Annotated in this window: 26 protein-coding genes; 11 read left to right on the top strand and 15 right to left on the bottom strand. The window is 55.2% G+C overall.

Annotation, left to right across the window (positions count from 1 at the left end):
* Positions 1-54 precede the first annotated feature (54 nt).
* Entirely contained in the window at positions 55-831 is a 777-nt protein-coding gene (locus QWY83_RS00680; protein ID WP_249946667.1) for an ABC transporter permease, read from the bottom strand.
* Positions 832-958: 127 nt separating this feature from the next.
* On the opposite strand from QWY83_RS00680, the gene QWY83_RS00675 reads away from it, so the two are divergent.
* A complete protein-coding gene (locus QWY83_RS00675) occupies positions 959-3,037 on the top strand; it encodes a 4Fe-4S binding protein (protein WP_353958930.1) in 2,079 nt (692 codons plus the stop codon).
* On the top strand, positions 3,034-3,915 hold the full coding sequence (locus tag QWY83_RS00670; protein WP_249946666.1) for an FAD:protein FMN transferase: 882 nt from the start codon (positions 3,034-3,036) through the stop codon (positions 3,913-3,915). The genes QWY83_RS00675 and QWY83_RS00670 overlap by 4 nt, the downstream gene beginning before the upstream one ends.
* 53 nt (positions 3,916-3,968) lie before the next feature.
* On the opposite strand, the gene QWY83_RS00665 is transcribed toward QWY83_RS00670, so the two are convergent.
* The 6 genes from QWY83_RS00665 to pedF all read right to left on the bottom strand — a co-directional run bounded on the left by QWY83_RS00665 (position 3,969) and on the right by pedF (position 9,875).
* Positions 3,969-4,754: an FAD binding domain-containing protein gene (locus tag QWY83_RS00665; RefSeq protein WP_105236115.1), complete on the bottom strand. Its 786-nt coding sequence runs from the start codon at positions 4,752-4,754 to the stop codon at positions 3,969-3,971.
* Positions 4,755-4,768: 14 nt separating this feature from the next.
* Positions 4,769-7,132, bottom strand: coding sequence for a xanthine dehydrogenase family protein molybdopterin-binding subunit (locus QWY83_RS00660; RefSeq protein ID WP_249946665.1), 2,364 nt, complete (start codon positions 7,130-7,132; stop codon positions 4,769-4,771).
* Positions 7,133-7,163: 31 nt separating this feature from the next.
* A complete protein-coding gene (locus QWY83_RS00655) occupies positions 7,164-7,649 on the bottom strand; it encodes a (2Fe-2S)-binding protein (RefSeq protein WP_067552651.1) in 486 nt (161 codons plus the stop codon).
* A 26-nt stretch (positions 7,650-7,675) separates the two neighbouring features.
* Positions 7,676-8,200 carry an SRPBCC family protein gene (locus QWY83_RS00650; RefSeq protein ID WP_249946664.1) on the bottom strand — a complete coding sequence of 175 codons (525 nt, stop codon included), beginning with the start codon at positions 8,198-8,200 and terminating at the stop codon, positions 7,676-7,678.
* 74 nt (positions 8,201-8,274) lie between these two features.
* Positions 8,275-9,183, bottom strand: coding sequence for a substrate-binding periplasmic protein (locus QWY83_RS00645; protein ID WP_249946663.1), 909 nt, complete (start codon positions 9,181-9,183; stop codon positions 8,275-8,277).
* The gene (gene pedF, locus QWY83_RS00640; RefSeq protein ID WP_105236118.1) at positions 9,183-9,875 is read right to left on the bottom strand and encodes a cytochrome c-550 PedF; all 693 of its coding nucleotides are present in this window, start codon (positions 9,873-9,875) and stop codon (positions 9,183-9,185) included. The genes QWY83_RS00645 and pedF overlap by 1 nt, the downstream gene beginning before the upstream one ends.
* Before the next feature lie 150 nt (positions 9,876-10,025).
* Here pedF and QWY83_RS00635 point away from each other — a divergent pair, with 150 nt between their 5' ends.
* The 5 genes from QWY83_RS00635 (at position 10,026) to QWY83_RS00615 (ending at position 14,303) form a co-directional block, all read left to right on the top strand.
* Positions 10,026-11,198, top strand: a complete 1,173-nt coding sequence (locus QWY83_RS00635) for an ABC transporter substrate-binding protein (RefSeq protein WP_249946662.1) — start codon at positions 10,026-10,028, stop codon at positions 11,196-11,198.
* A 3-nt stretch (positions 11,199-11,201) separates the two neighbouring features.
* Positions 11,202-12,161, top strand: coding sequence for a YVTN family beta-propeller repeat protein (locus QWY83_RS00630; RefSeq protein ID WP_249946661.1), 960 nt, complete (start codon positions 11,202-11,204; stop codon positions 12,159-12,161).
* Positions 12,162-12,172: 11 nt separating this feature from the next.
* Positions 12,173-12,892, top strand: coding sequence for an ABC transporter ATP-binding protein (locus tag QWY83_RS00625; protein ID WP_249946660.1), 720 nt, complete (start codon positions 12,173-12,175; stop codon positions 12,890-12,892).
* Complete coding sequence (locus QWY83_RS00620) at positions 12,889-13,677, top strand: ABC transporter permease (protein ID WP_249946659.1); 789 nt, start codon at positions 12,889-12,891, stop codon at positions 13,675-13,677. Before QWY83_RS00625 ends, QWY83_RS00620 begins: the two co-directional genes overlap by 4 nt.
* 77 nt (positions 13,678-13,754) lie before the next feature.
* Complete coding sequence (locus QWY83_RS00615; RefSeq protein WP_249946658.1) at positions 13,755-14,303, top strand: tetratricopeptide repeat protein; 549 nt, start codon at positions 13,755-13,757, stop codon at positions 14,301-14,303.
* On the opposite strand, the gene QWY83_RS00610 is transcribed toward QWY83_RS00615, so the two are convergent.
* A complete protein-coding gene (locus QWY83_RS00610; protein ID WP_249946657.1) occupies positions 14,300-14,902 on the bottom strand; it encodes an ABC transporter ATP-binding protein in 603 nt (200 codons plus the stop codon). The two genes, QWY83_RS00615 and QWY83_RS00610, sit on opposite strands and share 4 nt — an antisense overlap.
* 39 nt (positions 14,903-14,941) lie before the next feature.
* Positions 14,942-15,916, bottom strand: coding sequence for an ABC transporter substrate-binding protein (locus tag QWY83_RS00605; protein ID WP_249946656.1), 975 nt, complete (start codon positions 15,914-15,916; stop codon positions 14,942-14,944).
* A gap of 211 nt (positions 15,917-16,127) precedes the next feature.
* Here QWY83_RS00605 and QWY83_RS00600 point away from each other — a divergent pair, with 211 nt between their 5' ends.
* The 4 genes from QWY83_RS00600 (at position 16,128) to QWY83_RS00585 (ending at position 22,163) form a co-directional block, all read left to right on the top strand.
* On the top strand, positions 16,128-17,885 hold the full coding sequence (locus tag QWY83_RS00600; RefSeq protein ID WP_249946655.1) for a PQQ-dependent methanol/ethanol family dehydrogenase: 1,758 nt from the start codon (positions 16,128-16,130) through the stop codon (positions 17,883-17,885).
* Between the two features lie 154 nt (positions 17,886-18,039).
* The gene (locus QWY83_RS00595) at positions 18,040-18,714 is read left to right on the top strand and encodes a response regulator (protein WP_249946654.1); all 675 of its coding nucleotides are present in this window, start codon (positions 18,040-18,042) and stop codon (positions 18,712-18,714) included.
* Between the two features lie 60 nt (positions 18,715-18,774).
* Positions 18,775-19,947, top strand: a complete 1,173-nt coding sequence (locus tag QWY83_RS00590) for an FIST N-terminal domain-containing protein (RefSeq protein ID WP_249946653.1) — start codon at positions 18,775-18,777, stop codon at positions 19,945-19,947.
* Complete coding sequence (locus QWY83_RS00585; RefSeq protein WP_105236128.1) at positions 19,944-22,163, top strand: PAS-domain containing protein; 2,220 nt, start codon at positions 19,944-19,946, stop codon at positions 22,161-22,163. The genes QWY83_RS00590 and QWY83_RS00585 overlap by 4 nt, the downstream gene beginning before the upstream one ends.
* On the opposite strand, the gene QWY83_RS00580 is transcribed toward QWY83_RS00585, so the two are convergent.
* The 6 genes from QWY83_RS00580 to QWY83_RS00555 all read right to left on the bottom strand — a co-directional run bounded on the left by QWY83_RS00580 (position 22,160) and on the right by QWY83_RS00555 (position 26,381).
* Positions 22,160-22,348, bottom strand: a complete 189-nt coding sequence (locus QWY83_RS00580) for a hypothetical protein (protein WP_249946652.1) — start codon at positions 22,346-22,348, stop codon at positions 22,160-22,162. The two genes, QWY83_RS00585 and QWY83_RS00580, sit on opposite strands and share 4 nt — an antisense overlap.
* A 38-nt stretch (positions 22,349-22,386) precedes the next feature.
* On the bottom strand, positions 22,387-23,427 hold the full coding sequence (gene queG, locus QWY83_RS00575; RefSeq protein ID WP_249946651.1) for a tRNA epoxyqueuosine(34) reductase QueG: 1,041 nt from the start codon (positions 23,425-23,427) through the stop codon (positions 22,387-22,389).
* Complete coding sequence (gene fzlA / locus QWY83_RS00570; protein ID WP_249946650.1) at positions 23,408-24,073, bottom strand: FtsZ-binding protein FzlA; 666 nt, start codon at positions 24,071-24,073, stop codon at positions 23,408-23,410. The genes queG and fzlA overlap by 20 nt, the downstream gene beginning before the upstream one ends.
* Before the next feature lie 81 nt (positions 24,074-24,154).
* Complete coding sequence (mtgA, locus tag QWY83_RS00565) at positions 24,155-24,889, bottom strand: monofunctional biosynthetic peptidoglycan transglycosylase (protein WP_249946649.1); 735 nt, start codon at positions 24,887-24,889, stop codon at positions 24,155-24,157.
* A gap of 285 nt (positions 24,890-25,174) precedes the next feature.
* Positions 25,175-26,155 carry a DUF6976 family protein gene (locus tag QWY83_RS00560; protein ID WP_249946648.1) on the bottom strand — a complete coding sequence of 327 codons (981 nt, stop codon included), beginning with the start codon at positions 26,153-26,155 and terminating at the stop codon, positions 25,175-25,177.
* Between the two features lie 19 nt (positions 26,156-26,174).
* Complete coding sequence (locus QWY83_RS00555; RefSeq protein ID WP_158664567.1) at positions 26,175-26,381, bottom strand: hypothetical protein; 207 nt, start codon at positions 26,379-26,381, stop codon at positions 26,175-26,177.
* Positions 26,382-26,474 lie beyond the last annotated feature (93 nt).

Raw genomic sequence — 26,474 nt, 5'->3', positions numbered from 1 at the left:
GTCCGGCGGGTATTAGACCTTAAGTTGATAAACTAAAGTCGAATACCACTCATTTTAAACGGTGATTTTACCCTGAAGTTGGCGCCACCGCGTAGCTTTCGCTTCAATCGGCTGAATCAGAAGATATTCGATCAACAGCATGATCACGATAAACGCACCAGAATAGGCCAACACGCGCGCCACATCGAACATCTGGAAATAGAGGTGGATTTGAAACCCTATCCCATTTGATCGACCCAAGAATTCGACTACGAGCACCAGTTTCCAAATGATGGCCAGCCCGTTTCGCGCACTCGCCGCCATGAACGGGGCCAACTGAGGAAGCACCACATGGCGTAGCCGCTGCATCGGGGACATTCCAAACACCTTCGCCATTTCGGCGACTTTTCGATCCATCGCCCGCGCACCTTCGCGCAGGGTCACGATCACTAGTGCCGTTTTGTTAAAAGCGACCGCGATGATCGCGGAAAGGTCGTTCAAACCGAACCACAGGTAACACAGAACGATCACGACCAAGGCCGGGAGGTTCTGCGCGAGGATAACCCATGGCTCTGCCCATCTGTTCAACCGCGGCAGCGTGCCGAGCATCACCCCAATGATCGAACCCAAAACCATCGCAACCACAAAGGCAGCAGCAACACGTTTGAGCGTTTGCCAGAGATGATAGGGCAAACGCCCCGAGTCGATCTCGGATACGATAAGTTTGAAGACAACGATCGGATCGGGAAAAATCCTCGGCGTAGCGTAGATCATGCTGACCACCCACCATAGCGCGATCATTCCCGCCAGCGATCCAGCGAGCACGGCCATGCGTGAGAAAAGTCCCGTCATTTGAGGCATCACAGCCCTCCCTACGGCTCACCATTTCGCGGCAGTGGGGCCCAAGTCAACAAAGCCAAGCGCAGGTCGAGACTTAGGTCGTATGGGTCAAACCTCGGCGCATGCATAATGTTTCGCCATGCGCTTGATGTTGAATGCCCTTAGGTCGCTTTTGGTTGTGCTGCTGTTGAGCCTCTTCAGCACGCAGATCACGCACGCCGAAACCATGACCCGAGAACAGATGTCAGAATACGTCAGTGCTCCAATGGCGCTGGGCGACCCCGTGAATGATCGCGGTGTTTGGGAGTTGCTGAACTCTGGTGGAGCGCACGTTGGCTACGTATTCGAAACTGGAATGCTTGCCCCGCTGCCGGGCTTTGCCGGCGAACCGATTAACATGTTCGTCGCCATCGACCTCGAAGGGCGGTTCATTGATGTACGTCTTATCTCTCACCACGAACCCATTTTTGTGTCGGGTCTAGGCGAGGCGCCACTCCGCGCGTTTTTGGAACAATATAGGGGGCTATCGATCTCTCAGCCCATCGTGGTCGGCACACCCTATGGCAATGCGTCGGACGGATCGGCTCTGGTATATTTGGACGGCGTGACCAAAGCGACGGCCAGCGTCCGCATTGCACATGAGTCGATATTGGCCGCCACGCGCACAGTTGCGCAGGAAAAGATGCAAGGCGTTGCCTCGGTCCCGCCCGCCACACCAAACATGACCTATCATGAGGACCTAGACTGGCCGCGCCTTATCGAAGAAGGATTGGCACAGAACATCCGAGTGACCAACGCGGAAGTAGAAGCGGCATTTGAAGGCACCCCCTTTGCCCGCACTGACGTCGAAGCTCTGTCCGATCCAGATGGTGCGTATCTGGACCTTTGGATGTTGGACATAGGACCGCCGACAATTGCCCGAGCAGCATTGGGCCAAGACACCATCGATCAACTAGATGTCCTACAACGCCTAGTGCCGTCTTCCGAGATGATCCTCTTGATCGAGAACGGACGGCACGGATTGGTCGGGCCTGATTTTGTCCGCAACACTTCGCCTGATTGGGTATCTGCAACGCAAGATGGTTTACCTATTCAATTACGTGATGCGGATGTCTCGGTCGATCTCACCAGTGGCGGTCCCGATGGTTTTGCGATGATCCTACGAACGGATCGTCGCCTCGGGTTCGACCCCTCACGCGATTGGGTTCTCCACATTGACGCCCTTCGAGAACGCGGCGTTTTCCAGCCCGAGATTGGTCGCATCACATTGGACGCGGAATACATCGCTGCGCCTCGGTTCTTTATCAGCAACACGGGTCAGCCGATTGAAACGTCACCTCTGAAAGAAGCCCTTCGCAACCGACAGACCGACCTGATTGTCGGAGCAATTTTCGTCACGGTTCTGCTAGTCGTCTTAGGCTTTGGGCAAAGCTGGATCGCAAAAAAGGCGCGCCTCACACCAGTCCGACTTTCGATCCTCGCATTTGTTACCGTGTTCGTCGGTTGGTGGGGACAAGGTCAGCTGTCGATCGTGACAGTCACAGGCGTGCTACAAGCGCTCGTCAAAGATCAGTCGATGGAATTTCTTCTCTACGATCCGTTTTCCCTGCTCATTTGGGGTGCCGCAATCGTTGGATTTGTCCTTTGGGGTCGAGGGCTGTTTTGCGGCTGGATGTGTCCATTTGGCGCCCTACAAGAATTCGCACACCACCTGGGGCGATTGCTAAGGCTCCCTCAGGTCAAGGTGCCAGATCGTTGGGACAGTCGGCTCAAATGGGTGAAATTCTTAGTACTCGGAACTTTGATCGGCGTTGCCCTCTTTGCACCTAGCTACAGTGTGAAAGCCGCAGAAGTTGAGCCATTCAAAACCGCAATCTCAGTCTTTTTCGTCCGCAACTGGTATTACGTAGCCTACGCTGTGTTCTGGCTGTTGCTCGGGATGGTGATCTTTAAAGGGTTCTGCCGTTATGTCTGTCCGCTCGGCGCCTTCATGGCCATTGGCGGCCTGCTACGCGGTCGCAACTGGATCGAACGCCGTGAGGCCTGCGGATCACCATGTCAATTGTGCAAGGTCCGCTGCAATTACAATGCGATCAAAAAGGACGGCGCGATTGCATACTCGGAATGTTTCCAATGCTTGGACTGCGTTCAGATTTTTGACGATCGCAAACAATGCGTTCCACTGATCCTCGCTGATCGCAAAGGAGCAAAGCCATGATCACCCGCCGCCGTGCTCTCAAGATTTTTGCTGCCGCCGCAACCGTGCCCACCGCATCCTTCGCACAGGATCGACGCTATGCGCTGGGCGCTGATGTTTCGATGAATTTACGCGGGCCAGATGAAATCACCACCGCCGCTCGCGCTGCAGCTTGGGCTGAAATTGATCGCATAGAAGTCCTGTTTAGCCTCTACAAAGAGTCCGATTTGACTCGGCTGAACCGTGATGGAGTGCTCCGCAATCCTGCGCCCGAGTTCGTTGAATTGCTGAATCTTTGCGACACGCTCCATCACGCGACAGGCGGTAGGTTCGACCCCACCGTTCAACCCGTTTGGCTGGCTCATGCTTACGGGGGCGACGTTGCCGCCGCGCGTGGCAAAACGGGGTGGCACAGAGTAGAGGTTGCAGATGATGTGGTCAGGATCGCAGACGGGCAATCCCTCACGCTGAACGGCATCGCGCAGGGCTATGCCACTGACCGTGTGACTAAGGTCCTCAAAGGCCACGGGCTTACGCATGCGCTGGTCAATATCGGGGAATACAGCGCCCTATCTGGCCCTTGGCAGCTCGGGCTTTCTGATCCAGCGTTTGGGCAACTCGGCCAATTCACGCTCACAGATCGTGCGACCGCGACCTCAAGCCCCGCCGCGATGAGGCTTCCCGACGGCACAGCCCATATCATTGATCCGACGGGGGCCAGCGACATTCCACAGTGGTCAACGGTTTCTGTGTGCGCACCCAGTGCAGCAATTGCCGATGGGCTATCGACGGCGCTTTGCCATGCAACGGCGGTCGAAATGCCCCTGATCGCAGCACGTCTCGACGTGCCCCTCACGATCCGCCTCATCGATCTGTCTGGCAACCTTCGCACCCTTTAAAACAGAAAGGCCCCCGTTTCCGGAGGCCAATCTTACCCAGAGGTAGTTGGGTCTTACTTTGCCGCGGCAACCGCGCGCTTGGTCATCACCTTGATCAGGTGAGCGCGATACTCTGCATCACCATGCAGGTCATTGATTAAGCCATCAGCCGACGCTGTCAGACCTTCGACCGCATCCGCAGAGAAGTTCGCAGACAGTGCAGCCTCGGCCTCCGTCCAGCGGAATACACCGTTTTCAGATGCGCCTGTCACAGCAACACGAACACCGTCCGCGTATTTGGCAACGAACACACCGACGAGGCTGAAGCGCGATGCGGGCTGAACGAACTTCTGGTAGTTCGCTTTTTCCGGTACCGGGAACTTCACCGCTGTAATGATTTCGCCTTCGTTCAGAGCTGTGGTGAACAGACCTTGGAAGTAATCATCCGCAGCGATCTCGCGGTTGTTGGTGACGATGGTCGCACCCGAAGCAAGCGCCGCAGAGGGGTAGCACGCCGACGGGTCGTTGTTGGCCAACGAACCACCGATTGTGCCACGGCTACGAACCGCTGGGTCACCGATGTTTGCTGCAAGAGCAGCAAGTGCTGGATAGGCCGATGCCTCGGCTGCGACGGTGGCGTGGGTTGTCCCGCCGCCAATGGTCAGGGTTCCGCCATCGGCGCAAACCCCTTTCATTTCGTCGATCGCCGTAAGGCTGACCAGCGTGGCGGGTGACGCCAAACGTTGCTTGAGTGTTGGGATGAGGGTCTGGCCCCCACCCAATGCCTGAGCCTCATCACCAGCAAGGGCGGCGACGGCTTCGGCCACGGTTTTGGGACGGGTTACGTCAAATGCATACATGATACGTCCTCCTCTTACTGGTTGATTGCTTTCCAGACGCGGTGAGGCGTCAGGGGCATGTCGATGTGCGGAACGTTCTTACCACCAGAGGCAAGAGCGTCGATGACGGCGTTCACAACTGCAGGCGGGGAACCGATGGCACCAGCCTCACCACAGCCTTTCACACCCAGCGGGTTGTGAGTGCACGGTGTGCAGCAGGAATGGTCTACGATGTAGAACGGCACGTCATCTGCGCGCGGCATTGCGTAGTCCATATAGGACGCCGATTGCAGCTGACCGTTTTCATCATAAACCGCCGCTTCGAGAAGGGCCTGACCGATACCTTGAGCGATACCGCCATGGACCTGACCTTCCACGATCATCGGGTTGACCACGTTGCCGAAGTCATCCGCCGCGGCGAACTTCTCGATCGTGACTTTGCCGGTTTCGGGATCAACTTCGACCTCACAGGCATAAGCGCCCGATGGGTAGGTAAAGTTGGCTGGATCGTAGAACGCGGTTTCTTCGAGACCTGGTTCGATATCTTCCAGCGGGTAGTTGTGCGGGACATAGGCTGCGAGGGTAACGTCACCCCATGCGCACTCTTTGTCCGTACCAGCCACGCTGAATTTACCGTCCTTCAGTTCGATGTCTGCCTCGGATGCTTCCAGAAGGTGTGCCGCGATCTTTTTCGCCTTGCGAATGACCTTTTCAGCAGCACGCACCATCGCAGAACCACACACAGCGAGCGAACGGGAACCATAGGTGCCCATACCGAACGGGATCTTGGACGAGTCACCGTGAACGATGTCCACTTGGCTTTCGTCGATACCGATCATCTCTGCGATAACCTGCGGGAAGGTGGTTTCGTGACCCTGACCGTGGCTATGCGCACCGACCATGACCGAAATCGAACCCGTTGCGTTCACACGAACTGTTGCCGCGTCATAGAGACCTGCGCGCGCACCCAACTGACCAACGAGGTTGGACGGCGCGATACCGCATGCCTCGATGTAGCAGTTCACGCCCAGACCGCGCCATTTGCCTTTGGCTTCGGACGCTTTGCGGCGAGCTTCAAACCCAGAGATATCCATGATCTCTTCCATACGGTCCATCGTCGCGATGTAGTCGCCAGTATCGTATTCCACAGCAACTGGAGTTGCATATGGGAACTGTGTGATGAAGTTCTGACGACGCAGAGCAATCGGATCAACGCCGAGTTCACGAGCCGCCTTATCGACCAGACGCTCCAGCTGGAACGTAGCTTCAGGACGACCAGCGCCGCGGTATGCGTCGACTGGAACGGTGTTGGTAAAGACTGCCTTAACGTTCACATAGATCAACGGGGTCTTGTAGTTACCCGCCATCAGTGTGCCATGAAGCCATGTCGGAACCGACGGTGCAAAGGTGGACAGATATGCGCCCATGTTTGCGTAGGTGTCCGTGCGGATCGCCATGAAGTTGTTGTCAGCATCCAGCGCCAGTTCGATCTTGGTCTTGTGGTCGCGACCATGAGCATCCGACATGAATGCTTCGGAACGGGTCGAGGTCCATTTCACCGGACGACGGATTTGACGCGATGCGAAGGTAACAAAAGCCTCTTCCGCATAATGGAAGATTTTTGTGCCGAAGCCACCGCCAACGTCAGGAGCAACAACACGCAGTTTGTGCTCTGGGATACCCAGAACAAACGCGCCCATCAAAAGACGAATAACGTGCGGGTTTTGCGAGGTCGTGTAGAGCGTCGATTCATCGTTCGCTTGGTTATAGTCACCAACAGCAACACGCGGCTCCATCGGGTTCGCGACCAAACGGTTGTTGATCAGCTCAAGCGTGGTGACGTGCGCCGCTTTTTCAAACGCTTCGTCAACTGCCGCTTTGTTTTCTTCAACAAAACCCCAGTCGTAGCAGAGGTTCGATGTCAGTTCGTCGTGAACTTTTGGCGCATCAGGAGCGAGCGCAGACACCATGTCCACAACAGCAGGAAGCTCTTCGATGTCGAGGCCGATTGCTTCGGCAGCGTCGCGCGCTTGCTCCTTGGTTTCAGCGACAATCGCTGCAATCGGATCGCCCACGTGACGGACCTTACCACGTGCCAGAACGGGGTGACCCGGTTCCTGCATCGGTTGGCCGTGACGGTCAGTGACCTGCCATCCGCACGGAAGACCGCCGACGCCTTCGAAATCCGCACCTGTGAAGATACGAACAACGCCAGGCATGTTTTCAGCGTCAGAAGTGTCGATCGATTTGATGATGCCGTGTGCAACATCGGACCGCAGGAAATGCACGTATGTTTGGCCATGCAGGTTTATGTCGTCTGTGTACTGACCTTTACCGGTCAGAAATCTTACGTCTTCGCGCCGCTTTGGGCTGGCGCCGATACCATGATCTTTAGGCATTTATTCCTCCCTAGACTGTTGTCGACGCCGCTTATTCAGCAGCGATTGCGCTTACGTCCTGCCCGCTGGCTGCCATGATCGCCTTGACGATGTTATGGTAGCCTGTGCAGCGGCAGATATTGCCTTCAAGGTGATGACGGATCTCAGCCTCGGTGGGCTTCGGGTTCACCTTCAAAAGCGACGACGCAGCCATGATCATACCCGGAGTGCAGAAACCGCACTGTAGGCCGTGATGTTCTTGGAAGGATGCCTGCAGGGCCGACATTGTGCCGTCTGCGTTGCCCATACCTTCGATGGTGGTAACCGTCGCGCCGTCAGCTTCGAGCGCGAACATGGTGCAGGACTTCACCTGAAGCCCGTCAACATGCACGGTACACGCACCACACTGCGAGGTATCGCAACCAACGTGGGTTCCTGTCAGTCGTTGTGCATCACGTAGAAAATCTACGAGTAGCGTCCGACCTTCAACTTCGCCGCTTACGGACTTGCCGTTCACGGTCATTGTGACTTTGGTCATGTTTCTCCTCCCTGAAACGATTGGGCTCAGCCGCCAAAAGTGCGTTTAAGCCAGCCTTTCTTCACTTCTGTCTCGGTCGCTCCTTCTTCGACGGCTCCGCTCTCCTCAGCAGGGCCTTCGACGACCGATTGGAATTTCGTAAAAAATTCGTCTGCCAATTTGCGGGCAACACCATCAATGATCCGACTGCCAAGCTGGGCAATCTTACCGCCGATCTTGGCCTCGACATCATAGGACAGCTCTGTGCCGCCTTCGACTTCGGCAAGACGCACCTTTGCGCCACCTTTAGCAAAGCCAGCGGGACCACCTTTGCCTTCACCACTAATGGTACAGCTTTCGCCTTCGACGATATCGGTCAACTGAACCGCGCCCTTAAAGGTCGCCTTCACCGGACCGATTTTTTGGACAACTGTCGCCTCGAAACCTTCTTCAACTGATCCCGCCATTTCCTGACAGCCTGGGATGCAATCTTTCAGAACTTCGGGATTCAGCAATGCGGTCCAAACCTCATTTTTGGGTGCATTGATCACGCGGGAATCAGAAAGTTCCAAGGTTTCCTCCATCTTTATGCACCCAAGCTAAGCCGATGGGCGCTAACATTCATATAAGACTAAAGGGCTAGACCCTAACGTTCTGGGGCCAAAAAGGTCAGCCCGTAGTTTTCAAAAATCTGCTCAATCCGACCGTCGTCCAAAGCAGCGACGATGGCGTCATCCACTGCGTAACTGAGAGGACGGTACGACATGTGAACCGCAACACCAACAGTCCATTTACCGACGGCGAAATTTGGTAAAGGCGGAGCGTATACTTCTGTCTCATGACTCGCCCAGTGTTCCAAACGCGCCAAAGGCCCCATGGCCGCGCGTACGTCACCCGCGTCAATCGCTTGCACTGCATCGCCTACATCAGGGTAACGATGGATATTCGGAGCCGCAGCCATTCCCAACAAATTGGTTAGGTAGAAATCAGCGATGGTGTCATTTTCCACCCCAACTGGGTCAAAGCGGAAATAGGGCGGCGTTGGCTGACTGTCCTCGTAAAACGCTGGATCATATGCGATTCCGATCGTGTCAGCGTAGACCTGCCCCGTAAACGTCACCTGTTCGACCCGACACCCAAGATCGCTGTTGTACGGAATGTGCATCATCACATTCGCAACTGCGCCGCCAACTACGGGACCTTTCCAGATCCAGTTGCGCAGATCAGCTTCGACGTTTTCGCCCGAGGTCACGTATTTAAAACGCGGCTCGACGCCCAGCGCTTCGGCAATCAGACGGGCGATCTCGACGTCTACACCACGATCTTCGGCACCGTCTTTCCAGCTATAAGGAGGAAGGTCTTCGTAAACGGCGAACTCGATCCATCCACGCTCAACAATCGTGTCTAGATCTGCACCAACATAGTCGCGAGCCGTATTTTGAGGGCGTGCGCTCGGCGCGTAGTCTTCGCACCGAGCATTCACAAAATTGGCCGACCCGATTGCGAATGCAATCGCTAGGATGGAACGCGCGAGAGCGGATCGGCTTTTAATCATCAGTGCGCCGCCGAAAGACCAACGGTTAGGATTTCGCCTGCGTGTTTGTAGCTCTCAGGCGTATCGCTGATGGAACGCGCTGCTTCCCATGCGATGGAAACAGCCACAGGTGCGCCAGACAGGGTTTCGATGCTCGACGCAATCTCATTGAGTTCGGTTTGAATAGCGGCCGCATCGCCGTCACCACCCGTTGACATCGACATGAGCAGGTCACGCAGCTCCATCAGGCGGGGCGCCTGATCTGTGACCATCACGTCATCAGGACGAGTTTCGATATAGGTGCGGATCGCCCAGCCCGCTTTCTGACCAAGGATTTCACCGAACGCAGGCATCTTTGTCGTACCGTTTTGGGTGTACCCGTGTTGGAAGCGCTCAACGAACCACTCATCGCCGTATTCTTCAGCTTCAAGGAAACGGAGGTCCGGAGCAAGACCACCAGAAATCACGCCGAGGCCGTGGCAACGTGCGCAGTTCTGGTTGTACCCCGACGAGCCGATCTCAACAGCCTTGAGCCATACCTCGTCACCCGCAGCTTCAGCGCGGTACGGGTTCTCACTCAACCATTCGTCACCCACATCTGGCAAAGCATCGGTATTAATTGGCTGGGGCGCCACGTCGCCATGAGCATGTGCCAGTGCCGCAACTGCGATGAAGCCCGCTGCGAAAATCGACGTCTTGCGTGACGTTTTCATGAGTGTTCCTCCTCGAACGCATGTTTGGCGATCTGATTGCCATGCTCTCGTCCCACTAATCTATGCGACCTTGGTTTAAGGGGAGCCACGACGATAGTCGTATTCGCCTCACTTCTCTGAGGCCCTAGGCTGCGGTGAGGGAGGATCGCTATGAAGACCGTAACGCGCACATTTTGCGGGCTTTTTGCGCTTTGCTTGGCAGCGCCTGTCGTCGCCGAAACCGTTGTGAATATTGCCTACCTGCGTCAAGAAATTGACAGGCCACCTGTTTTATCGAACCTCGATGCCGTCCCCGAAGACGAAGGAATCGCGGGTGCTTTTGTCGGGCTAGCGGACAACATCACCACGGGGAAATTCCTCGGCCAGACTTTCACGCTGGATATTCGCAGCGTTCCTGTGGGCGGTGATCTTGTGGCGACCGCTAATGAAATTCTGGTATCCACCGACCTCATTTTGATTGATGCGCCCAGCGCAGATATGACCCAAATCGTTGATCTGGAGGCAGCTAAGGATACCTTGTTCTTTAACGTCTCGAACTACGACGACGCGCTACGGGACGATCATTGCCGAGCAAACCTGCTGCACACGTTACCAAGTTACGCAATGCGGTCGGACGCTCTTATGCAACTCCTACAATCACGGCGGTGGACCGACCTCGTGATGGTGTCAGGCACCCATGAGCCAGACATCGCGTTCGCAAACGCTTTGCGGCGATCAGCGACCAAATTCGGCCTGCGGATCAGAGATGAAAAGGAATGGGTTTTCGACGCGAATATGCGCCGCGCCGCCAGTGCCGAAGTGCCTTTGTTCACCCAAGATTTTCCCAACCACGACGCGATGCTCGTCGCCGATGAAACGGGCGACTTCGCGCGGTATCTACCGTTCAATACCTGGGAGCCCGTGCTTTTGGCCGGGTCCGAAGGTGCACAACCCGTCGCATGGTCCCCCGTGATGGAGCAATGGGGCGGTGTTCAGCTTCAGAACAGGTTCGAAGAGTACGCAGGCCGCTCGATGCGTTCGGTCGACTACGCTGCTTTCGCCGCCATCCGCACCATCGGCGAAGCTGTCACGCGCACAGCATCAGATGATGCCTCTGTTTTGCGCGACTACATCTTGTCGCCCGAATTTGAACTCGGCGCATTCAAGGGCCGCCCGCTTTCGTTTCGGGATTGGAACGGCCAAATGCGTCAACCAATCCCTGTCGTCCATGCGCATGCGGTGATCGCAGTGCCCCCGATGGACGGCTTTTTACACCCAGTTAACGAGCTAGACACACTCGGGATTGATAAACCCGAGTCCCGATGCTCAGCGTTTACGGAGTAATTTATGAAAAAGATTTTGATCCCCGCCTTATTGGCGGCAAGCCCTGCACTGTCTGGTGAGATTTGGGTCACCAATGAACACGACGACACCGTCAGCGTTATCGATACGGAAACCTACGAAGTCAAACGCACGATCGAGGTCGGCGAACGCCCTCGCGGGATCACATTCTCCAAGGATTATTCGGTCGTTTATATCTGCGCATCTGACAGCGACACAGTTCAGGTTGTCGACCCTAATACAGGTGAAATCCTACACGATCTGCCCTCTGGCGAAGACCCCGAACAATTCGCGCTGCACCCCGACAATCGGCACCTCTACATCGCCAACGAAGACGATGCGATTGCCACCGTTGTCGATGTTGAAACCCGTAAAGTCGTCGCCCAAATTGACGTAGGCATTGAACCAGAAGGCATGGCAATTTCACCTGACGGTTTGATTGCCATTACGACCTCTGAAACGACCAATATGGCGCATTGGATCAACACGGAAACGCACGAACTGTTCGCGAACACTTTGGTCGATAGTCGTCCTCGTCACGCAGAATTCACCCATGATGGAAGCCAGCTTTGGGTAAGCTCGGAAATCGGCGGCACCGTGACTGTGTTTAACGTGGCCGACCAATCGGAGATCGCGAAAATCAGGTTCGAGATCACAGGGGTTCACCCTGATAATATCCAACCTGTCGGATTTGAATTTACCGAAGACGGTAAAACGGTATTCGTAACCTTGGGTCCGTCTAACCATGTCGCGACGATCAACGCGAAGACGTTTGAAGTCGAAGACTACATCCTCGTGGGCCGCCGCGTTTGGCACATGGCATTCAACGACGACAACACAGAGCTTTACACCACCAACGGCGTCTCTGGGGACGTCACGGTGATTGATGTTGCAAGCCGCACACCGATCCGCACAATCAAAGTCGGTCGGTTCCCTTGGGGCGCAGCATTTCGACCGACTGAGTAAAGGACGACTAAGTGAGCGCTCTCCGCGTCAGTGATCTGCACTACCGATACGGCTCGAAGGTGGCGCTAAATGGCGTCAGCTTTAGCATAGATGAGGGCCAGTTTTGTGCCCTCCTCGGACCGAACGGAGCAGGGAAATCCACGCTTTTTTCCCTGCTGACGGGATTATTGGCAGCTCGGCAAGGTGGAATCGCGATTGCAGGTCATGACATAAGAACCCAGCCGAGAGCCGCACTCGCTCGGATGGGAGTAGTCTTTCAACAAACCACACTCGACCTTGATCTGACGGTCGCGCAGAGCTTGCGGTATTTTGCGGCGCTGCATGGGTTGTCAGGTCAAACGGCAGCAAAGCGTATTGATGAAGCCCTTGATCGTTTGGGCATGCGGGAACGTGCATCCGAGAAAGTCCGCGCCCTGAACGGCGGCCACAGACGGCGGACAGAGATCGCACGAGCGCTACTTCATCGACCCGCCGTTATGCTTCTGGACGAGCCAACGGTTGGCCTCGACGCCCCAGCCAGAGCCGCGATCACAAACCACGTTCATGATCTCTGCGACGACACACAAATGACGGTTCTATGGGCGACACATTTAACCGACGAAGTCCGCCTGACAGACGAGTTAGTTATCCTTCATAAAGGCGAGGTTTTGGCATCCGACACGGCCCATCGCATCGCTGGTGACGACCCCCTGCAGACTGCCTTCCTCGAAATGGTCGGTGAGACAGCATGATCTACTTCACCGCCCTCATCGCCATTATTCAACGCGAGGCGCTACGCTACATCGGTCAACGCGAACGCTTTGTTGCGGCCTTGGTCCGTCCATTGGTCTGGCTTTTGGTCTTTGCAGCAGGATTCCGCGCGGCGCTCGGCCTCTCGATCACGCCGCCTTACCTGACCTACATCACCTACGAGATTTACATCATCCCCGGACTGTGCGGCATGATCCTGCTGTTCAACGGGATGCAGTCGTCACTATCGCTGGTCTACGATCGTGAAATGGGATCGATGAAGGTGCTTTTGACGGCCCCTCTGCCCCGTTGGTGGTTGCTATTCTGCAAGCTGGTCGCAGGTGCGATCATCAGCATCCTGCAGTGCTACACCTTCCTACTAATTGCGAGGATTTACGGCATTCGGATGCCCACGATTGGCTACGTCACCGCATTCCCCGCCCTGCTGGTAGGCGGGTTGATGCTAGGAGCCTTAGGCCTCGCGCTCTCATCGTTCGTGAAGCAGCTAGAGAACTTTGCAGGTGTGATGAACTTCGTAATCTTCCCGATGTTCTTTCTGTCCTCGGCGCTCTACCCACTCTGGAAAATGGCCGAGGCGGGCCGATTGTTGCACGACATTTGCGCTGTGAATCCCTTTACCCAAGCCGTCGAATTGGTCCGATTTGCTCTCTATGCGCAATTCAATTTGCCCGCTCTTGGATGGAGCCTCCTTGCGACCGGTGCATTTCTCGCACTGGCTATCTGGGGATACGACCCTGCCCGAGGTATGATCCGCAAAAAGGGCTGACGCCGATCTACGACCATAGGAAGGGCGACTTTTCTTGGGGTTTTCGCTAGTCTCAACGGATAGGGAGGACGACGCATATGTTTAAGTTTGCTTTCATCATCGCAATTCTCGCGACACCCGTCTTGGCCGAAGAAGATGATCTATCGCTCTACGGAGACCTTAACCGAGAAGAGCTAACCATGGATCGAATCCTTGAGGATATGAGCCGCGGCGAGACTTCGATGACAGGCTGCGCTGCGGGGTATTTCATGACCAAAGGTGGCAACCATGACAGCGCCCGCCTTACTTTTGAGACCTGCGCTGATGCTGGCTACTCCGCCGCGATGTCTTGGATGGCCTACATGGAGGATAACGGGTTTGGTGGCGACGGCTACATCGACCCCGAGGCCGCCGCAGAATGGAACCGTCAAGCCGCCGAAGCTGGCGATCCAGTCGGCATGTTTAACCATGGCATCGATTTAATGCGCGGCTGGGGCGTCGAACAGGACAGCGAGGCAGGCAAAACATTTGTTGATCAAGCCGCATCGCAAGGCGTCGAAATTGCCCAGCGTCTGCGTGGCGCAGACTATGATTTGAATGAAATTACACCTGACGCGGACAACTGGAAATTCTCACCGTTGTTCTAAACGACCATTGCAGGGCGGCCATCCAGCCGAACGATGCGGTCCGCCAATCGTTCAGCTTCGCGCTCTTCATGTGTGATCAGAAGTGTTGCGGGCTGATCATCCGCCCTGAGCTTTTCAAAGAGCGTCATCATCTCTTCGGCCAAGGACGGATCAAGCGACACGAAAGGCTCGTCCATCAGCAGGATATCAGGACGCAAGGCGAAGGCCCGCGCGAGTGATAGCCTTCGCTGCTGCCCGAGGCTGAGTTGATCGGGGAAAAGGTCAGCTTTGTCCGCCAATCCCACTCTGGCCAAATGATCCAAGGCATCGCGTTCGGAAATGCGCGTGGCGAGGCATAGGTTCTGCGCCAAGGTTCGCCAACGCAGTAATGTTGGCTCTTGGAACACGACGGCAGGGACACCGCGCAATCGGACTTTTCCGTGATAGCCAGACTCAAGCCCCGCGATGATCCGCAGCAATGTCGTCTTACCGATCCCAGATGGCCCCGTCAGAGCAACGGTTTCACCTCGCGCCACCTCAAGAGCGAGTGCGCCGAGAATTGGCGTTCCCCTAATAGCGAAACCGTCCAATTCGACCGACAAAACGGCCGAGCCCGCCAAAGCGGGCTCTGTTGTTTTTCTGAGAGTGGACGCCACTTCTTAGTTCCGTGGCTGAAGGAATATGCCCGAAGGCATTTCAGTCATGTCACCCACCAACTCTGCACCACCAAGTTCAATCATAAGCGCCATCATCCGCGCCGCGGCTTCTTCATCAACTGATCCAGCAGCAGGAATACCCGCAATAAAGCCCGCCTTGAGAGCTTCGAACTGCTCATCCGACCTTGCGTTCATACGGTCCCGTAAACGATCCCATGCAGAGGAATCAGTCGCAAGCAACGCCTTGGCATCGGCAGACGCATCGGCCAGCGCGTAAACTAGATCAGGATTTTCGGCGAAAGTCTCACCGTGCAAAACATAGCCCAACAACGGTGTTTCAGGATCTAACCCCAAAGCCTCTGCGGCCGTCGAAACATCGATCAGACTGTGCATCCCGCCCGCTTCCATTTTCGCGGCCCAATGCCAGAAATTGATCGCGCCTTGAGTTTCACCTGAAAGGGCCGTTTCGGCAATCAGAGGCGGAGCGCCAAAAACCTGTTCAGTCTGCGCAACGAGGTCCATGCCGTACTCTTGCTGCGCATAGGCACGCAGGATCAGCCAGCTTTTATCAAGAGGCCCGCCAGCAATCCCGATTTTTGCGCCGTTCAGGTCGGCCAAGGTCTGTGCTGGGCTGTCGTCTTTCACCAACAGACCACCTACCGCTTTAGAGTATGGAATAAAAACCAGATCAACGCCGGCTGCTTTTTGACGCGCAACCCAGAGCCAATCCGACACGATTACATCCGCTTCACCGCCTAAGAACGCGATCTGGGACGCGTTGCCACCGCCCATGCCCGTCACTTCAAGGTCAAAGCCGTGATCCGCATCGAATCCGTAATGGGTGATCGTGTCCAGCTCCCAGTTCACTGTGCCCGATTCCATGACCGCAGCACGCAAAACTGGGGTTTCGGCAAAGGCCGAAGAGGCTGCAATCACGGCACAAACAGCCGCTGAACCCAGCGTCTTGAGTAAAGTCATTTATTCCTCCCTAGTTGAAGGAACACTATCAGCGCACAGCTTTGCGGAAATACGACCATAGGCGCAATTGCTGCAGTTGCATCTACGACCATAGCTACGACCATGGTGTAATTCCCCTTGGATTAAACGCTCCCAATACTTGCGGCGGGGAGGAAGTGCGGAGTCCATCCGTCCTTCTTAAGACCCTCGAATTCGAGAACGGGAGGAACAGATGAAGCGTTTCATCATGGCCGCGTCGGTCAGCCTTATGGCACTGGCATCAACGCAGGCAACCGCACAGGTCACCGAAGAAGAAGTGGCCAATGACCAAACCATTACAGATCAAATCGTGACCAACGGTATGGGTCGTAACCTTCAGCGTTACAGCCCGTTGGATCAGATCAACACTGACTCAGTTCAGAACCTTGTGCCTGCATGGGCGTTCTCGCTTGGCGGTGAAAAACAGCGTGGTCAGGAAACCCAGCCGCTTGTTTACGATGGCATTATGTATGTCACTGGTTCGTACTCGCGCCTCTACGCGATTGACGTCCACACTGGCGAAGAAATTTGGCAATACGACGCTCGTCTCCCCGAAGGTATTTTGCCTTGCTGTGACGTGATCAACCGTGGCGCTGCGATCTACGGCGACAAGATCTTCTTCGGTACTCTCGACGCTCGCCTGGTCGCATTGGACCTGAAAACTGGCGACGTTGTTTGGAACAAGAAAATTGCAGATTACCGCGCTGGCTATTCCTACACAGCCGCACCGCTCATCGTGAACGGCCTTATCATCACCGGTAACTCGGGCGGTGAATTCGGTATCGTTGGCGAAGTCCAAGCACGCGACACAGAAACGGGTGAGCTCGTCTGGACCCGTCCGGTGATCGAAGGTCACATGGGCACCCTGAATGGCGAAGAATCGACCATGACTGGCACGCTCAACGCGACCTGGCCGGGCGACATGTGGAAAACTGGCGGCGGCGCAACGTGGCTCGGTGGTTCGTATGACATCGAGACTGACACGCTCGTCTTTGGTGCTGGTAACCCTGCGCCTTGGAACTCGCACCTCCGCAACGCGGGCACACCTGTCGAAGGTAACGCAGGCGACAACCTCTACGCAGCATCCCGCCTTGGTATCGATCCCGCAACTGGCGAGATCAAATGGCACTTCCAAACGACCCCGCGCGAAGGCTGGGACTTTGACGGTGTGAACGAAGTGGTTGCCTACACCGACCGCGACGGCAACGACCGCTTTGCAACGGCTGACCGTAACGGCTTCTTCTACGTTCTGAACCGCGAAGACGGTGCGTTCGTACATGCAACGCCGTTCGTGCGTGACATTTCGTGGGCTTCGGGCATCGATGAAAACGGTCGTCCGATCTACAACGAAGACAACCGTCCTGGCGATCCGACTGCGGCATCTGATGGCGACAAAGGCGAAATGGTCTTTGCTGTTCCATCGTTCCTCGGTGGTAAGAACTGGATGCCGATGGCCTATTCTCAGCGTACCGGTAACTTCTACGTTCCGTCGAACGAATGGGGCATGGATATCTGGAACGAGCCTGTGACCTACCGCGAAGGCGCTGCCTACCTCGGCTCGGGCTTCACCATCAAACCACTGTTCGAAGACTACATCGGTTCGCTTAAAGCGATCGACCCAGATTCGGGCGATATCAAGTGGGAATACCGCAACGAAGCTCCGCTCTGGGGTGGCGTTATGACCACGGCTGGCGGTCTGGTGTTCTTCGGCACTCCTGAAGGCAAGTTCATCGCACTGAACGACGAAACTGGCGAAGAAGTTTGGTCCTTCCAGACTGGTTCGGGCATCGTTGGTCAGCCTGTCACTTGGGAAATGGACGGCGCGCAGTATGTGTCGGTCGTATCTGGCTGGGGTGGCGCTGTTCCGCTCTGGGGTGGCGAAGTTGCAAACCGTGTAAACTACCTGAACCAAGGTGGCATGGTTTGGACATTCAAACTCGCTGGCTCTTAATCTAGCCAATATGAACTTTTGGAACGCGCCTTCGGGCGCGTTTCTTTGTTTTTGACATAAGACCTTTGTGTCGTAGGAGGATGGCCGCTACCCTGTTAGCCTAGGGTTCCGATAACTCCGGACTCTGACCATGTATCCTTTACGCGCAATGCCCATGACAAACACTTTCGCAACCGCCCTGATCATCGACGACCACCCGCTCTTTTGCGATGCGTTGTCCATGACCCTGCGGACCGTTGCTGCCATTCAGCAGATTGATACGGCAGAGAATCTCGAAACTGGCCTTCGGAAAATAGCGAACGGCGCTACGCCTGACGTCATTGTCTTGGATCTGAACTTGCCGGACGTGAGCGGCCTCGATGGCCTGATCCGCCTGCGCACAGCCGTACCCATAACCCCGATTATCGTTGTGTCATCCATGGCGGACCACCGAATGATTGGGTCATGCATTCGTGCGGGTGCTACAGGGTTTGTCCCCAAACATAGTCAGCGGGATGTGTTCCGCATGGCATTCGACAAAATCGCACGTGGCGAACGCTACGTCCCCGAAGGTGTTCCGCTCGACACAGACCCAAACACACCGCTGACTGACCACGAAGAGGCCATTGCCCGCTTGTCTCGACTGACACGCCAACAGGCCCGTATTCTTCAGCTGATCTGCGAAGGAAAACTTAACAAACAGATCGCTTATGATCTAACAATTGCCGAAACTACGGTAAAAGCACACGTTACGGCGATCATGCGCAAACTGGGTGTCCAAAGCCGCACACAAGCGGTTTTGATGGCACAGGAGGCCAGCTTTGCATCTGTCTTGCACGACATGTCCTGACAGGCATACGATCCCTTCGACTCGCCACCCGCGTGGGTCGATTAGCCAAGGAGGGGGGCTATGGGAGGAAGCGGGAAGTCGTTACTAGATGCAGCGACTCATCTGACAGGAATAGTGAAGTCGGCACAGGTACCTTGTGACGCTAAAGATCCTATTGCCGCACTCAGCGACGCATTGGGCGATGGTCCTTTTGCGCTAGTCATTCTGTTTGCGAGCCCCTGTTCGGACTTTAAATCCGTCGTTGCCGAAGCAACGCAAGCGTTACCAACTGAGCATGTCATCGGGTGCACTACCGCGGGTGAGCTTGGCCGAGGTGGTTATGACGAAAAGACGATTGTAGCGATGGGTCTTCCCGCATCCCATTTCGCGGCTGCACCGATGTTGATCCCCGACCTTGAGGACCTCGATCAACAGGAAATCGTCGGACAAATGATCCGTACGCGGACCATCCTCACCTCGCAAGCACCAGAATGGCAGCATGAATTCGCATTCCTCGCCGTGGATGGTCTATCGGTCAAAGAGGACGAAGTCGTTTCTGCAATTTCAAGCGGACTAGGTCCTGTCCCTTTGTTTGGAGGCTCGGCGGGTGACGGCGACCGTTTTGGTGCCACGCTTGTGTCACTGGATGGTCAAGTCCATGCCCACGCGGCTGTTTTGTGTTTCGTCCGCACGATTTGTCCTGTCCATGTGTTTAGCCTCGATCACCTGAAACCAACCGAAATTCGCATGGTCGTGACAGAGGCCGACCCGAAACGCCGCATCGTCCGTAAGATCAATGCAGAGCCCGCCGCGCGCGAATATGCGCGGTTGCTCGGCAAAGACCCTGAACAACTATCCGCCTTTACCTTTGCAGCCCACCCCGTGGTCGTGCGCTTTGGCGGCACGCATCATGTTCGCGCCATCCAGCGTGTCTTGGACAATGGGGATTTGGTGTTCTTCTCAGCCATCGACGAAGGGCTGGTCCTCGCGCTTGCCGAACCAGAGGACATGGCCACCCATTTGGAACGGGAACTCAATGCCATCGGAAAAGGCCGTAAACCTGATGCGATTTTTGCCTGCGATTGTATCTTACGACGGGTAGAAGCGCAGGAAAAACAGGCGACGACGGCTTTGTCCCAGATTATGGCGAACAATCGCGTCGTTGGGTTCTCCACCTACGGCGAACAGATCAACAGTATGCATGTGAACCAAACGATGACAGGGGTGGCGATTTTTGCGCCGGATGGTGAATGACACCCAATTCGCTCACTCTGATCGACCTATCTGAACCTATTGAACGGCAGCGAGATAAGCTACTGAAAATCTGTGATGCGCTGATGCAGCGTGTCGAACAGAATCACGACGACCGCAGCGCGGCATATACCCAGTTCCAGCGTGCAGTCCTTTTGGAAGAGCAGGTCCGCGAACGCACCCGCGACCTCGAACATGCGCTCGACCTTTTGAACGAATCCAACGCGCGCCTCGCAACGGCGAACCTCGAAACCGAACGCGCCCGCTCTGACCTCGCGAACGCGATTGAAACGATCCAAGAGGGCTTTGGTCTTTTTGACTCGGACGGGACACTCATTATGTGCAACAGCCGTTTCGGCATGCACATGCCCGACATTCGCAGTCAGTTGCGCCCTGGGCTTAGCTTTAACGACTATGTCGGGATGGTGAGCCGTAGCCGATACCTCCACTTGCCCGACGGTTCATCCGCCGAGGCATGGGTGGCGCAACGGATGCTGCGCCACGGCGAAGAACATGTGATGTTCAACGTCCGCATGATCTGGGATCGCTGGGTTCAGGTGAGCGAACACCGCATGGCTGGTGGGCAGACCGTGGTCATGCAGACCGACATTTCCGACATCATTCGGATGGAGCGGATGGAGCGTGGTCGTCTGATGGATGATCAGGCGAAACTGATCCGCGCAACGCTCGAACACATAAACCAAGGCGTCGGAATTTTTGACCACAATCAGCGGCTCGTGGGGTTTAACCAACGGCTTGCGCACCTCATGTCCATCCCCCTGACCCAAATTCGGATCGGACTGGATTTCGAAATCATTCTCAAACTCATCGAGAACGATATCACAATCGAAGGTGATGTGACGGGTGGTGGCTTGATGCGCTGGGTCACGCGGACCGATCCGCGCCCGCCGCTCAGATTCGAATTTAAACGCGGTGAAACCCGGTGGTTTGACCTCTTCGCGGAAGAGATGCCCGACAAGGGCTTCGTGATTTCGATCACCGATATCACCGCTGAAAAAGATGCGGCGCGCGCGCTGTCGCTCGCCAATGAATCGCTCGAACAGCGCGTGACGGAACGCACCCTCGAACTCGAAGATGCGCTGGCGGTAGCGGAACGGGCGATTGCATCACGCTCACGCTTTGTGGCGGCGGCATCGCATGACCTTCTGCAACCACTGTCCGCTGCAACGCTCTATTTGTCGTCAATCGGCGAGGAACTCACGGATCCACGCCACAGTGAAGTCGTGAGCAAAGCGCAGAATGCGCTGACCTCTGTCCAAGACATCATCGAAGCCCTCTTGGACATTTCCAAACTAGAATCAGGACGTGCTGCGGTTGATATTCACCAGATCGATCTGGGTGCACTACTTCGCCAGCTGAGAGACGAGTTCGAACCAATTGCTGCGAAAAAAGGACTACGGCTCAAGGTCCTGCCCTCTGATCTAAGGGTCAAATCAGATGCGACCTACATCCGACGCATTCTTCAAAACCTGATTTCCAACGCAGTTCGCTACACCAACGAAGGCACAGTTCTGGTCGGCACCCGCAGAACACGTCGTTCGGTGCGGGTCGAGGTGTGGGATACTGGGCCGGGGATTCCAGCCTCTGAACACGAAACGATTTTCAAGGAATTCCACCGCCTCAACGCGCGATCCTCTGCATCCGAGGGCCTCGGTCTTGGCCTGGCCATCGTAGACCGCGCATGCGCATTGTTGCGACATCCGCTGACAGTCGAGTCGACTGAGGGCAAAGGCACTGCCTTTAAGGTCACAGTCCCGCTTGCTGACGACACAACACATATTCCGCCATCACGGCTCTCCGTGCCCGCTCAAACGGCATGGCGGCACGACGGGCTTGTTGTTTTGCTCGTCGAGAACGATTTGGACATGCGCCGCGCGTTAACGCTGCTGCTGGAAAAGTGGAACGTTGAAGTCCTCGACGTATCATCGGGCGAAGAAGCCGCCCGATTGATCACCGAAATCGACCTCGCGCCCGATGCGATGCTCATCGACTTCCAGTTGGATAATGGCGAATTGGGAACCGACGTGATCAAGCGGTTGCGCAGCCTTATCGGGCGCGTTCCAACACGCCTGATCACGGCAAATCGAAACATCGATGTTCAAGCCTTAAGCGCGAATATCGGCGTTGAGGTTTTGAACAAACCGATCGATCCGATCTCGCTTCACCTGTTTCTCGAAACGGCTGGGTCGAGGAATTAAGCGTCGTATCCGCGGTCAATCTCGCAGAATTTCACGACGGCCGTTTCCGAACCTGATGCTTTGTGTTGGCGATGCAAAACATCATAGACGCGATGGCGTTTGGTCTGACGATCGATGGCCAAGTAGGCCCGAACACGCGGCGATTCCAAACGGGTTTTGGGATGATCGGTGATATGTCGTTGCATGGCATTCTCCTCCTATCGGGATCAAGCCATACCATATTTTAGCGCGAAATGCGATCCATAGCCCATTGAGCGGCGTCCGAAACAGTGGCGTCGGGGTCTGAACACAATGACGTAACGAACGGAATGTAGGCAGCATCCCTCGTATTTCCGATCGCATACAACACGTTACGCACAAATCTGTTTCGCCCAATGCGTTTGATTGGACTGCCCGAGAACTTTGCCCGAAACGCAGCGTCGTCCAGCAAAACCAGTTCGGCCAGATCAGGCGCGATCAAGTCCTCACGAGCTGCATATTTGACCTCCCGCGCCTCTACCGCGAATTTGTTCCATGGACAGGCGGCAAGACAATCATCGCAGCCGTAAATCCGATTGCCGAGCTTTTCCCTGAGGTCGAGGTCAACCGGCCCACTGTGTTCAATGGTTAGATATGAAATGCACCGCCGCGCATCGAGTTGATACGGCGCGGGAAACGCATCAGTCGGGCAGGCCAAAAGGCAAGCAGTGCATGACCCACAGTGGCTTTGCTCTGCAGCATCAGGCTCGAACTCAATCGTCGTGAAAATCGCGCCGATGAAGAACCAACTCCCCAGCTCGCGACCCAGCAGGTTAGTGTGTTTGCCTTGCCACCCAAGACCCGCCGCCTGACCGAGCGGCTTTTCCATCACAGGTGCCGTATCGACGAAAACTTTGATCTGTTCGTCAGGGTAGTGCGATAGCAACCAGCGACCGACGGCCTTTAGGCGCTTTTTGACGACGTCATGGTAGTCTCGGTTCTGGGCATAAACGCTAATCGCAGCCTTATCGGGCTGCCCCACGACCGTCATCGGGTCATGGTTCGGCGTATAAGCTTCGGCCAGCATAATGACCGACTTTGCCTCGGGCCAAAGCGCCGATGGATTGCCACGCCAATTCATACGTTCGGCCATCCACGCCATTTGGCCATGACGCCCTTCGTCCACAAAAACCTGCAGACGATCCGCAATTTCAGGAACTGCATCAGGCCGACACACACCCATTGCCGAAAAACCGGCATCAATGGCGTAGGCCTTTAGCTGGTCCTTAGAAATCAAGGTTTGCATACTGCGGTGACTGCGGGAAACCAGGGATATTGTCCGCGAGGATCGATCGGAACGCTGGGCGCGATTTGATCTTTGCGTACCAGTCTTTCACCACCTCAGAACGGTTCCAATCCACATCAGACACATAGTCGAGGCAGGACAGGTGCGACGCAGCCGCGAAATCGGCCAAGGACAATTCGTTCCCAGCCAACCAGCGGCGTTTTTCCAGCAACCATGTCATGTAGTCCAAATGATACTTGATCGCTTTGGCGCCCGCTTTGACGTTTGAACTATCGGGATAACCCGTGCCCATCAGTTTGCGGAACACACGTTCGCCCATCAGCTTGGATGTGACTTCGTGATAGAACTTGTCATCGAACCACGACACGATACGGCGCACTTCGTATTTGCCGTCCGCGGTGCGCGGCATGAGTGCTGGATCAGGAAACGTGTCTTCGAGGTACTCGCAAATCGCCATGCTCTCGGTCAGCATTTTGTTGCCCATCTTCAAAACGGGCACCTTGCCTGCGGGGTTGCGGCGACGGAATTCAGGATCTTGCTCCCAATACCGTTCTTCAACCAGTTTAACCTCTACCTTCTTTTCACCAAGGCAGAGTCGCACTTTGCGGGAAAATGGGGACAGGGGAAAATGATACAGTACGTTCATCACTAGCTCCGAAAGGTATTGTTCTCTCCATGCCAGCCTCCCGCGAAAGGATCAAGGGAGGACCCCGAAGGAGTCAACGAACTAGCCGGAAGTCGCCGTGAAACAGGCTGCGCGCCCATCGTTCAGAATTGTTGCAGCACCATCCGCGATGCTAGATGCACGGTTGATCAACGCTCGATCTGGACGTGATGCACTTCGGGTCTTTGGCGACGGCAAAACCGCTGCCAGCCGTGCAGCCTGTGTCGCGGTCAATTGCGCGGCATCAACACCAAAATAGTGTTGGGCTGCGGCACCCACTCCGAAAACACCTTCGTCAAATTCAGCAATATTCAGATAGACTTCAAGGATGCGGTTTTTGGACCAAACCAGTTCGACCACAGGCGTCATAAGCGCCTCTAGGAGTTTTCGAAACCAACTCCGATCCTGCCAAAGATAAACGTTTTTTACGACCTGCTGGGAGATGGTGGAGCCCCCACGAGCGCCACCCTGCGCCATTGCGAGCTGAATAGCGGAAACATCCAACCCCCAATGCAAACAGAAATCCGCATCTTCAGCGGCAACAACACTACGAGCCATAACTGGCGCAATGTCCTCCATCGCGACCCATTCGTAATCAACCGATCCCAACCGCCAGCTTTCAGATTGCATATAGGGCGTAATCGGCGGGTTCACGATCGAGAACAGGACAATGACAAAAAGGCCAAAACCAAGAACAGCCCAAAGCGCCCGAAACGCCCAACGCCTCACGCCTGAGCGTAAACGAGCCGCAAGTGATTGCGATTGGACGGGCGATTTGCGACGCGTGGCTTTGGACATAGCCACAGGTATAGTTGGATGTCACCCAACTGCAAAGTCAGCTTTGCAGAGGGTTTTTCCACTACAACATCAACTGCCCGCAATGCAGGGATGGAGGCGGTATTTGCAATCTGTAGGTGGGACTGTCTCATGCTGCCCTCTCAATATTCATCAATCGAAACAATTAAGAATATGAGAGCAGAATTGGTCGATAATTTGAAACAACCTAAGGATATTTTGATCAACCAAAGGTAAATTCAGGGCAAAAAAATGGCGCGACCAAAAGACCGCGCCATTCTAGGGAACTTAGGCGGCTTTGACGTCGAGTTTGACCAAAGTTTGGTTCAACAAGATGTACGCAATCTCACCAAAGGTCACAGGACCAGTGAATCCACCAGTCTTTTTGCCTTCGAGGTCGCCGTAGAGGTAGTTCAGGATGCAGTTACAGGAATACTGACCGACACCAGCTTCACCGATGCTGTTGGCGAAAGCTGCCGCATAGTCTGGCTGCGGTGCAGCGAGCTTGTATTCCATACCAGCAACGATCGGCGCATAGAAATCGACGCGGCCATCCGCAACATCAACGGCTTGAACAGACACGTTAACCATCGAACCAGCGTAGTTCGCCACAAGCGGCAGACGCGTGTCGATCGCATTGTCAGTCAGATACTGCGCGAGGTTCACTTCAACGCCGTTCACTTTTGCAGATCGCGCGGTGAAGCCTGTCTCGGAAAAGACGACCGACATCTCTTCGCCTTGGGTGAAGATGTTCACAATGTCGAAATCAACGGACGACCCAGCAGGCAGTTCAACATGCAACAGCACGGCGGCGTTCTCTAGCTTCGCACCTGTGCTGCCATCTACGACGACAGAGGCTTCGCTGCCAAGTTTGTCGAGATGCACGCCCGTCACCCAACCTACCAGCGGCTGGTCAAAGAGGTCTGCGTCATTGGCACTATCAAGAGCAAAGCGAATGTGCGCATCGGTCATTGCGGGAACGAGGATGACCGTGAAACCACCAGCTTTGTAGCCCTTCGAGATGGTCGCAACTTCGTCAGGAGACACAACGCGAACAGTCGCATCAGTTGCGTCATCAATGGTGGTGCAGAACAGTTTATCCTGAACTACAGCACCGCCATTCTCAGTAACAAAGTATGCGGTCGAGCCACCGATCCACTTACCAGTCGGCAATTGGGCCATAAGATTGCTGCTACCAGCTACGACCAGAACATCACCCGACTGGATACGTTCAGCGGCCTCGGCAACACTCAAGAGTTCGTTTTTCATAATTATAACCTTTGTTACCTTAGATGTTTGCCAAATCAGCCGCCAATTGCGGTTTGGTATCAGTGGTTTGCTGAAGTTCAGTCACAACGGCATCAATTGACGCTGGGTTGTTTTGAACTTCAAGGCGCATCCGCGTAAGCATGATGCGAGTGCCCAGCGATGCCTTTGAAAGGTCACTGTTGCTGGTTAGCAGAGCTTTTAGCTTTGCTGATGGAATAGTGGACATGCCGACCTTCTCCCTAATTAAAAAACAAAAAAGGGGGTCGTTCGTGAGTGCCGAGAACCCCTTTGGGTCCTCAACGGCAGTTGTCTAGCTCGT

The sequence above is a fragment of the Marivivens donghaensis genome, assembly GCF_030410045.1.
Classification (GTDB): Bacteria; Pseudomonadota; Alphaproteobacteria; order Rhodobacterales; family Rhodobacteraceae; genus Marivivens; species Marivivens donghaensis.
This window is presented reverse-complemented; position numbering and strand designations above follow the sequence as displayed.

What these genes read in the sequence shown, in the direction of transcription:
- QWY83_RS00680 (WP_249946667.1), bottom strand. Translation starts at nt 831, where the DNA reads ATGACGGGACTTTTCTCACGCATGGCCGTGCTCGCTGGATCGCTGGCG.
- QWY83_RS00675 (WP_353958930.1), top strand. Translation starts at nt 959, where the DNA reads ATGCGCTTGATGTTGAATGCCCTTAGGTCGCTTTTGGTTGTGCTGCTG.
- QWY83_RS00670 (WP_249946666.1), top strand. Translation starts at nt 3,034, where the DNA reads ATGATCACCCGCCGCCGTGCTCTCAAGATTTTTGCTGCCGCCGCAACC.
- QWY83_RS00665 (WP_105236115.1), bottom strand. Translation starts at nt 4,754, where the DNA reads ATGTATGCATTTGACGTAACCCGTCCCAAAACCGTGGCCGAAGCCGTC.
- QWY83_RS00660 (WP_249946665.1), bottom strand. Translation starts at nt 7,132, where the DNA reads ATGCCTAAAGATCATGGTATCGGCGCCAGCCCAAAGCGGCGCGAAGAC.
- QWY83_RS00655 (WP_067552651.1), bottom strand. Translation starts at nt 7,649, where the DNA reads ATGACCAAAGTCACAATGACCGTGAACGGCAAGTCCGTAAGCGGCGAA.
- QWY83_RS00645 (WP_249946663.1), bottom strand. Translation starts at nt 9,183, where the DNA reads ATGATTAAAAGCCGATCCGCTCTCGCGCGTTCCATCCTAGCGATTGCA.
- pedF (WP_105236118.1), bottom strand. Translation starts at nt 9,875, where the DNA reads ATGAAAACGTCACGCAAGACGTCGATTTTCGCAGCGGGCTTCATCGCA.
- QWY83_RS00635 (WP_249946662.1), top strand. Translation starts at nt 10,026, where the DNA reads ATGAAGACCGTAACGCGCACATTTTGCGGGCTTTTTGCGCTTTGCTTG.
- QWY83_RS00630 (WP_249946661.1), top strand. Translation starts at nt 11,202, where the DNA reads ATGAAAAAGATTTTGATCCCCGCCTTATTGGCGGCAAGCCCTGCACTG.
- QWY83_RS00620 (WP_249946659.1), top strand. Translation starts at nt 12,889, where the DNA reads ATGATCTACTTCACCGCCCTCATCGCCATTATTCAACGCGAGGCGCTA.
- QWY83_RS00615 (WP_249946658.1), top strand. Translation starts at nt 13,755, where the DNA reads ATGTTTAAGTTTGCTTTCATCATCGCAATTCTCGCGACACCCGTCTTG.
- QWY83_RS00605 (WP_249946656.1), bottom strand. Translation starts at nt 15,916, where the DNA reads ATGACTTTACTCAAGACGCTGGGTTCAGCGGCTGTTTGTGCCGTGATT.
- QWY83_RS00600 (WP_249946655.1), top strand. Translation starts at nt 16,128, where the DNA reads ATGAAGCGTTTCATCATGGCCGCGTCGGTCAGCCTTATGGCACTGGCA.
- QWY83_RS00595 (WP_249946654.1), top strand. Translation starts at nt 18,040, where the DNA reads ATGACAAACACTTTCGCAACCGCCCTGATCATCGACGACCACCCGCTC.
- QWY83_RS00590 (WP_249946653.1), top strand. Translation starts at nt 18,775, where the DNA reads ATGGGAGGAAGCGGGAAGTCGTTACTAGATGCAGCGACTCATCTGACA.
- QWY83_RS00585 (WP_105236128.1), top strand. Translation starts at nt 19,944, where the DNA reads ATGACACCCAATTCGCTCACTCTGATCGACCTATCTGAACCTATTGAA.
- QWY83_RS00580 (WP_249946652.1), bottom strand. Translation starts at nt 22,348, where the DNA reads ATGCAACGACATATCACCGATCATCCCAAAACCCGTTTGGAATCGCCG.
- queG (WP_249946651.1), bottom strand. Translation starts at nt 23,427, where the DNA reads ATGCAAACCTTGATTTCTAAGGACCAGCTAAAGGCCTACGCCATTGAT.
- fzlA (WP_249946650.1), bottom strand. Translation starts at nt 24,073, where the DNA reads ATGAACGTACTGTATCATTTTCCCCTGTCCCCATTTTCCCGCAAAGTG.
- mtgA (WP_249946649.1), bottom strand. Translation starts at nt 24,889, where the DNA reads ATGTCCAAAGCCACGCGTCGCAAATCGCCCGTCCAATCGCAATCACTT.
- QWY83_RS00560 (WP_249946648.1), bottom strand. Translation starts at nt 26,155, where the DNA reads ATGAAAAACGAACTCTTGAGTGTTGCCGAGGCCGCTGAACGTATCCAG.
- QWY83_RS00555 (WP_158664567.1), bottom strand. Translation starts at nt 26,381, where the DNA reads ATGTCCACTATTCCATCAGCAAAGCTAAAAGCTCTGCTAACCAGCAAC.